Annotated in this window: 5 protein-coding genes; 1 reads left to right on the forward strand and 4 read right to left on the reverse strand. The window is 70.2% G+C overall.

The annotated features are described in order from the left end of the window. Nucleotides 1-83: 83 nt before the first annotated feature. Nucleotides 84-1,103 carry a glutamine synthetase gene (gene glnII / locus ACWGIU_RS23890; protein ID WP_453708902.1) on the reverse strand — a complete coding sequence of 340 codons (1,020 nt, stop codon included), beginning with the start codon at nt 1,101-1,103 and terminating at the stop codon, nt 84-86. A 255-nt stretch (nt 1,104-1,358) separates the two neighbouring features. On the opposite strand from glnII, the gene ACWGIU_RS23895 reads away from it, so the two are divergent. Then, the gene (locus ACWGIU_RS23895; protein ID WP_453708909.1) at nt 1,359-2,288 is read left to right on the forward strand and encodes a Gfo/Idh/MocA family protein; all 930 of its coding nucleotides are present in this window, start codon (nt 1,359-1,361) and stop codon (nt 2,286-2,288) included. 58 nt (nt 2,289-2,346) lie between these two features. Here ACWGIU_RS23895 and ACWGIU_RS23900 read toward each other — a convergent pair whose 3' ends face one another. The 3 genes from ACWGIU_RS23900 to ACWGIU_RS23910 form a co-directional block, all read right to left on the reverse strand. Next, complete coding sequence (locus ACWGIU_RS23900) at nt 2,347-2,784, reverse strand: hypothetical protein (protein ID WP_453708904.1); 438 nt, start codon at nt 2,782-2,784, stop codon at nt 2,347-2,349. Between the two features lie 509 nt (nt 2,785-3,293). Next, nucleotides 3,294-4,214 (reverse strand): hypothetical protein, encoded by a 921-nt coding sequence (locus tag ACWGIU_RS23905; protein WP_453708905.1) that lies wholly within the window; start codon nt 4,212-4,214, stop codon nt 3,294-3,296. A gap of 2,120 nt (nt 4,215-6,334) precedes the next feature. Next, nucleotides 6,335-7,334: aminotransferase-like domain-containing protein (locus tag ACWGIU_RS23910; protein WP_453708907.1), on the reverse strand; the 1,000-nt coding region annotated here is incomplete at its 5' end.

A 7,334-nucleotide genomic window follows, 5' to 3' on the forward strand; every position in this document is an offset into this window, starting at 1 on the left:
CGCCGGCCCTGTGGGGGGCGCGGCGGGCGCTGTCAGTGGTCATCGACCGGAGGTCCCGGCGGTGCTGTTCCCGGACCCGGCCCTCAGACCAGGCCGTCCTTCTCCAGGTTCGTGCAGCAGGTGTCCGTGATGAGACGGGTCACCACGTACGGGTCCACGTTCGCGTTCGGACGGCGGTCCTCGATGTAGCCCTTGCCGTCCTTCTCCACCTGCCACGGGATGCGGACCGAGGCGCCGCGGTCCGAGACGCCGTAGCTGAACTCGTTCCAGGGGGCGGTCTCGTGCAGCCCCGTCAGGCGCTCGTCGATACCGGCGCCGTAGTTCTTCACGTGGTCGAGCGGCTTGCTGCCCTCGCCCAGCGCCTCGCACGCGGAGATGATCGCGCGGTAGTCCTCGCGCATCGCCTTCGTGGAGAAGTTGGTGTGCGCGCCCGCGCCGTTCCAGTCGCCCTTGACCGGCTTCGGGTTCAGCGTCGCGGAGACGCCGAAGTCCTCGGCGGTGCGGTAGAGCAGCCAGCGCGCGATCCACAGCTGGTCCGAGACCTCCAGCGGACCGACGGGACCGACTTGGAACTCCCACTGGCCGGGCATGACCTCGGCGTTGATGCCGGAGATGCTCAGGCCCGCCGCGAGGCAGTGGTCCAGGTGCTTCTCGACGATGCCGCGGCCGAAGATCTCGTCCGAGCCGACACCGCAGTAGTAGCCGCCCTGCGCGGCCGGGAAGCCGCCCACCGGGAAGCCGAGCGGACGGATGCCGTCGAAGAAGGTGTACTCCTGCTCGATGCCGAAGATCGGCTCCTGGCCGGCGAACTTCTCGGCGACCGGACGCAGCAGCGCGCGGGTGTTCGACTCGTGCGGGGTCATGTCGATGTTCAGGACCTCGCACATGACGAGGACGTTGTCGCCGCCGCGGATCGGGTCCGGGCACGAGAAGACCGGGTTGAGCACGCGGTCGGAGGCGTGGCCCTCGGCCTGGTTCGTGCTCGATCCGTCGAAGCCCCAGATCGGCAGCGCGTCGCCGTCCCCGAGGATCTTCGTCTTGGAGCGAAGCTTCGCCGTCGGCTCGGTGCCGTCGATCCAGATGTACTCAGCCTTGTAGCTCACGGGCCCCATCCTCAGACTCTGCGGGTGCTGCTGGTCGCTGCTTCATCGCTGCGGTGATGACCGCAGCGTGCCCGCCCGCGATTTCTCTTCCGTTGCCCGTGTGTGAACCCCGTGTTACCGAGGTTTACGCGGCAGGTCGGGCGGGTTGTGCGGGTGGGTGCCGACGCGCCCGTCCGGGTGGGGCAGACTGACCGCGTGAGCATTTCATCCGATGTGAACTCCGCCGAGGGCCCCGTCGAGAGCGCCGCCGATCGCATCGCCGACGGTGTCACCGATCAGGCCCCAGCAGGCCGCCGCCCCAGGGTCGGACTGCTGGGCACGGGCCCCTGGGCGCACCGCACCCACGCCCCCGCCCTCGCCGCGCACGCCGGCTCCGATTTCGCCGGAGTGTGGGGCCGCCGGCCGGAAGCCGCGGCCGAGCTGGCGCATGAGTACGGCGTGAAGGTGTACGAAGACCCCGACGAGCTGTTCGCCGACTGTGACGCCGTGGCTTTCGCCCTGCCGCCCGACGTACAGGCCGCCATGGCCGTCCGCGCCGCCGCCGCAGGATGCCACCTGCTCCTCGACAAGCCCGTCGCCACCACGGTGGAGGACGCCCGCGCCGTCGCCGTGGCGGCCGCGCGCCACCAGGTCGCCTCCGTCGTCTTCCTCACCCTGCGCTTCGCCGAACCCACCGCGGGCTGGGTCGAGGAACAGGCCGCACGCTCCGGCTGGTTCACGGCCGCGGCCCACTGGCTCGGCGCCGTCTTCCCGCCCGACGGAACACCCAGCGCCTACGCCGACTCGCCCTGGCGCAAGGCCAAGGGCGGGCTGTGGGACGTCGGCCCGCACGCCCTCTCCGTCCTGATCCCGGTCCTCGGCGAGGTCACCGCGGTCAGCGCCACCCGGGGCCCCTCCGACGTGGTCCAACTGGCACTGCGCCACGCCTCCGGCGCGGCCAGCACCGCCGTGCTCAGCCTGGGCGCGCCGCGCGCGGCCGCCGGAGTGGGGCTGGAACTGCGCGGTACCGAAGGAGTGCACGAACTGCCCGGCTGGAGCGACGTACCGGGCGCCTACGGGCGCGCCTTGGACGCGCTGCTCACCGCGGCCCGGACGGGGGTGCCGGATCCGCGCGGGGCGGAGTTCGGGGCCCGGCTGACGGAGATCCTGGCCGAGGCGGAGGCGCAGCTCCCCGCCTCGGGGTGAGAGGAAGAGGGACGGCGGGGGCGGACCGGTTCGGCCATGGCCCGTTGCTCGTAGGGTTTCAGTGCGTCGACCTCGACCTTCGGTCCCCGCGGGCTGAATGCCCGGTGGTGCCGCGCAGGCCGATGAGGAACGCGGCGATGGGGTCCGGTGCGGCCGGGGCCTCGACACGCAGGAGCCGGTAGCCGTCGCCTTCGAGGCCGTGGACGGTGCGCTGCTGCTGCGCTTCCTGAGGCTGGTCCACCTTGCCGGCTTTCCGCTGATACCGAAGGGAGTCGGCACCTGCCGCGATGACTTCGGCGAGCCGGTTGGCGAAGGCCGCGTTGCACCCTCCGAGACGGACGAAGCCGTGGCCGGCCACCGGCCCGTCGTTGCTCAGGGAGGGGAGTGTGAGGTCCGCGAGCGCGAGCGCCGCCTGAAGGTTGGTGACAGCGTCCAGGCCGGCCTGGTAGGCCGCGTCCTGGCGCCGCTTGTACTGGATTCGCTCTGCGTAGCTCAATTCGTACATGTTGCTGACCTCTCGTAATAAGCGTGCAGGTGAGGCGCCGGAGCGCGTCGCGTGTTCGGTTCGGAGGGATGCGTCCTCCTGCCCGACGGAGCCGGCCCCCGGTGCCGGACACGGCCATTCCCTGCGGCACGTCGACGGCTGTGCCGCAGTGACCGGAGGCATGAGTGCGGGGGGTGCGGTCCAGGCCGCAGCGCGGCGGACACACAGGCTCGGCTCGTGAGGGGGTGAAGTGGGTAGACCGTCGGGCCGAGTCTGCGGACGGCCCGTGACTATCGGTTTCGATCTTCGTTTCAAGAGTGCAGGCGAGCACCCCTTGGACGTGTGGGAAGGACCGGGTTGACCAGAGAGGCAGCTATTGCCTTAGCTCTTCGCGGTCGCCGACCATGGGACGCTCACCTTCTTGCGCCGTCGTCCGACCGTGCCCTTTCCACTCGGCTGCGCACCCAGCATTCCCACTGCTGCGCCTTGAAGGCAAACCCCGCGCCGTCGGTGTACGACCGTCATGCGCGGTACCCGAACCGTTGAGTGCGGGACGGACGGTGGGCTGCCCTGCTGTCTGCCGCGGGGTAGCCGGGCGGGATGCTGCCCGAGCCACGTCCGGCCGCGGCCGCGGCCGTCTGGCTGAGCGGAACGGACACGGAGGCCGGGTTGCGGTGCCGCGGAACGGCTTGGCGCGGCGGTCGAGTGAGTGTGATCTGGCGGACCAGCTGTTGGAAGCAGGCCAGCGCCGCGACCGCGGGAAGGGCGGACGCCGCCCCGGCGGCGAGCGTTCTGGGTGCCTGGGCTACGCACAGAAGCGTGGCCAGGGTGGAGAACAGCAGAACGATCGACCAGGAATGGAGCGCGCGGCGCTGGTGCAAGGCCGATCTGAGGATGGACAGGGAGGCGACCATCCAGGGTCCGTAGATCAGGAGGGGCCACCAGCTGACCACTTCGCGGGCCGTCTGGGGTCCGGCGCTGTGGCGCAGGGTGTCACAGATGGCCACCCCGCTGAGGATGCTCACGACAGTGGCGATGGCGCCGACCAGCGCGGCGGTGAACAGGCTGCCCGTTTGCAGCAGCGTCATCACGGGCGATTTCGACAGGTGCCGACGGTGCCCCCGGGAGGCTTGCGCGGGCTGACGTCCGGTAGGAGCGTGCTTCAGCCCTGCGACGAGGCCGATGGTGCTCGCCGTGTCACCGGTGACCTCGAACCGCTCCCGTGTAAGCGGCTCCCGCTGCCCAGGTGCCGTGCTCTCCTCGAGAAGGATGGCGAGTTCTTCCGCTGGATCCCACGGGCGATGTGGTTCGCCGGGTCCGCCGAGCGGGTGCCCGGTGGACGGGTGCTGTACGTGCTCCGGTTCCCGCAGGTCCCAGAAGGCCGAGGTCTCCGCCGGGGGGTGGACGCCGTGGATGTCCGGGTATCCGTAAGGCTCATGCACGGCAACTGCCACCCGAGCACGCGCCGACAGCCGTCGCGGATGCTGCCGTGTTCCCCAGCCGTCTGCCGAAGTCGGCCTGGATCACGCTCATCGTATGGAGGAAGTCCTCAAAGATCGATGACGAGTAACTCAGGTCGATTTCCAGACTTCCGTGTTCCAGCGTTGCGTTGCGGGTGGCGCCGCGGTCGGCTGCGCCTGGAATGAACATCCACTTTCCGACCCGGATCACCCCGGAGTGAAAGCTGCCTCCGTGTCCGTCTTCCTCTGCGGTCCTGCGGAAGGGGGCGGGGGGCTTTGGTGTTGTCATATTCCATAAACGCTGTCGATGTTGGTCAGGGTATGCGCCATCCGGGTGATGGTGGCCGATGGGTAAGTGTGGGGCCCGTCTTATCCGTTCGGTAAACAGGCCAGGAGCACAGCAGAAACGTTTCTCTTGTCGCCGCGCCTCCACTCGAAGAGAAGACGCGATGCGGCTCGATGCAGGCCCCGACTCGACGGACCCGTCACCTGTGACGCGCCGTCCGTACAGCCGCCCTGCTCGCGCCGAACCTCACCCGGCGGGATCTCCCCTGCGCCCGGGTGCGCCTCTGTGCTTCTCGCCGCGCCACCCGGCCATCGACGTTTCCCCCTGCGCGTGGAGCCCTGTCATCGGCTCCGTCGGCTTCGTCCGGCCGCACGCTGCGGTCGACTGATCATCAGTAAGTATCTAGAGATGCCAAGGCCGGCCGATTGCTGCGCATGGCTGCAATCGAAGGACAGGGCGCAACTCGGTATATGCCTCTGCGTTATGCCTGTGAGTTGCAGGGGCTTCGGTCCGGGCGCCCCTTGATGCTTCAGCCTTCGAAAGGACCAGCTGTGGGAGGAATCCTCCTGTGGATCGTGCTCATCACCACCGCACTGGGTGCAGCTTTCACTGCCTTGCGGTCGTCAGGGACTGGCCGTCTCTGGCTCGTGGACGCCCTTGAGCTGAGGCGCCAACAACGCTTCAGGCAGGTTCTGTCCCTGCACGTGGACGTCATGCGGCCGGCTCGCCGGGAAGCCGCGGTGCCGGTAGAGCCGGGGGAAGAGTCTGTCGGCGTCTTCGCCTCCGGGGCCTTCATGAGTCATGTCGGGCACCCGTCACACGAGATCTTCCCGACGAAGTGACCCCCCGTCGGCGGCCGGATCACCCGCTGAGCGGCTGCAGCTCCGCCGATGGATGCCGGCACCGCGTTCGGGCTCCGGCTCGCGGTGAGGCTGTCGATCAAGCCTCGGTGAAGGTGCATCCAGCGCCGTGGCGTCCGCGCTGCTATTGCCCTCGCGAACCGTGATTCGAACGGCTCGGGTGAGTCGCGGCGGAACGCTGTCCAATGCCACATGTCAGCAGGACGCCCGGTCGTCTCTCTTGATCAAGCGCACCCAGCGGAAAGGATCGGCAAGGCGAAAAACCCCGGCAATTCGTACATCAGCGTCGGGCGAAAACCCCGGCAATTTACTCATCGCCGCTTTCTTGTCACCGAATGGTTATGTTGAAAAAGTGGCGGTCGGTCGCATTCCTGCTCGATGTACTCCCCACTGGACGTCGAGGGAAGGGTTGAGATGTGTCTGAACTGAAAGAATTATCATCGGTCTGTCGCTGTGGGGGCCCCCGTCTGCACGGGACGGGTGTTCTCGCCGGGGCGGCCGCCCCCTCCGAGGCGCGCGGCGGATGAGGAACTCGCGTCGTGGCACGGACCGGGCCTGCCTGGTCGTCCGAACACGGTCCGCGAGAAGGGTCGTGTGAGGATGCGCCCCTGCGGTGATCCAGCTGCGCGTGGCCTACGGGCGGAGGCAGAACGGGTGGCGTTCACCGTGCGGGCGGCGCTGATGCGGATCCTGCGCCGCCTGGTTGACGCGGGCACGGCCGGCGACGCCACCCCGTTCCGCACGCGAGTGAGCTCTGTGCCGGACGAGTACAGGGCGGGTTTCTCCCTGTCCCCACCTCCCCCGGCGGGCGCGGCGGACGACCTCGACGCATGCCCATGGTGCCGAGCCCTCGCAACTCCCGAGTCGCCTGGCGGGTCCGGGCCCACGCAAGGCTGAGGACCAGGGCGTGTTCTAACGGTCCCGCCTGGCCTGCGACGCCTGGCACCGCACCCCGTTCACCCCGAGCGGCCCACCACCCCCGCCAGGGCTTCGAGCGCCCGGGTGAACGCCGAGTCCGGGGGCGCCGCGTAGCCGACCACCAAGCCCTCGCGGGGTGGGGCCGGGTCGGCCGGGTGCCGGTAGGCCGAGAGGCCGTCCAGGGCCAGGCCCGCGGCGTGGGCCGCCGCGAGGGCGGGGGACTCCCCGCCCGGGGGGAGTTCCAGTACGGCGTGCAGGCCGGCCGAGATGCCCGTCACCCGGACCTCCGGGGCGCGTGCCGCCAGTACGGTGACCAGCCGGTCGCGGCGGACCCGGTAGCGCAGGCGCATCCGGCGTACGTGGCGGTCGTACGCCCCGCACTCGATGAAGTCGGCCAGGGCCAGCTGGTCCAGAGTGCTGGCCCAGGACTCCCGCAGGCCCTTCGCGGCCAGGATCCGGTCGCGCAGCCGGTCCGGGAGGACCAGCCAGCCCAGGCGCAGCGCGGGGGAGAGGCTCTTGCTCAGCGAGCCCGCGTAGACCACGTGTTCAGGGGCCAGCCCCTGCAGCGCGCCGACCGGTTTGCGGTCGTAGCGGAACTCCCCGTCGTAGTCGTCCTCCACGATCACGCCACCGCGGCCGCGGGCCCATTCCACGGCGGCGGCCCGCCGCGCGGGCAGCAGGCGGCCGCCCGTCGGGAACTGGTGCGCCGGTGTGAGCAGCAACGTAGCGGCCCGCGAGGGGAGTTCCTCCCCCAGCCGCCGACCGGGCTGTGCCCCCAGCCGGGCGCCGTCCTCGTCGACCGGGACGGGGTGCGGGCGGACCCCGGCGGCCTGGAGGACGCCGTGGTGGAAGGGGAGCCCGTACGCCTCGACGGCCCAGTCGGGGGGCCGGACGGACGTCAGGAGCCGTAGTCCGTTGGCGAAGCCGGAGCAGATCACGATGTTCTCGGGACCGCAGCGCACGCCCCGCGCCCGGGAGAGGTAGCCGGCCAGCGCCCGGCGCAGTTCGGGGCGGCCTTGCGGGTCGCCGGGTCCGAAG

Source organism: Streptomyces sp. NPDC054840, from assembly GCF_053611065.1.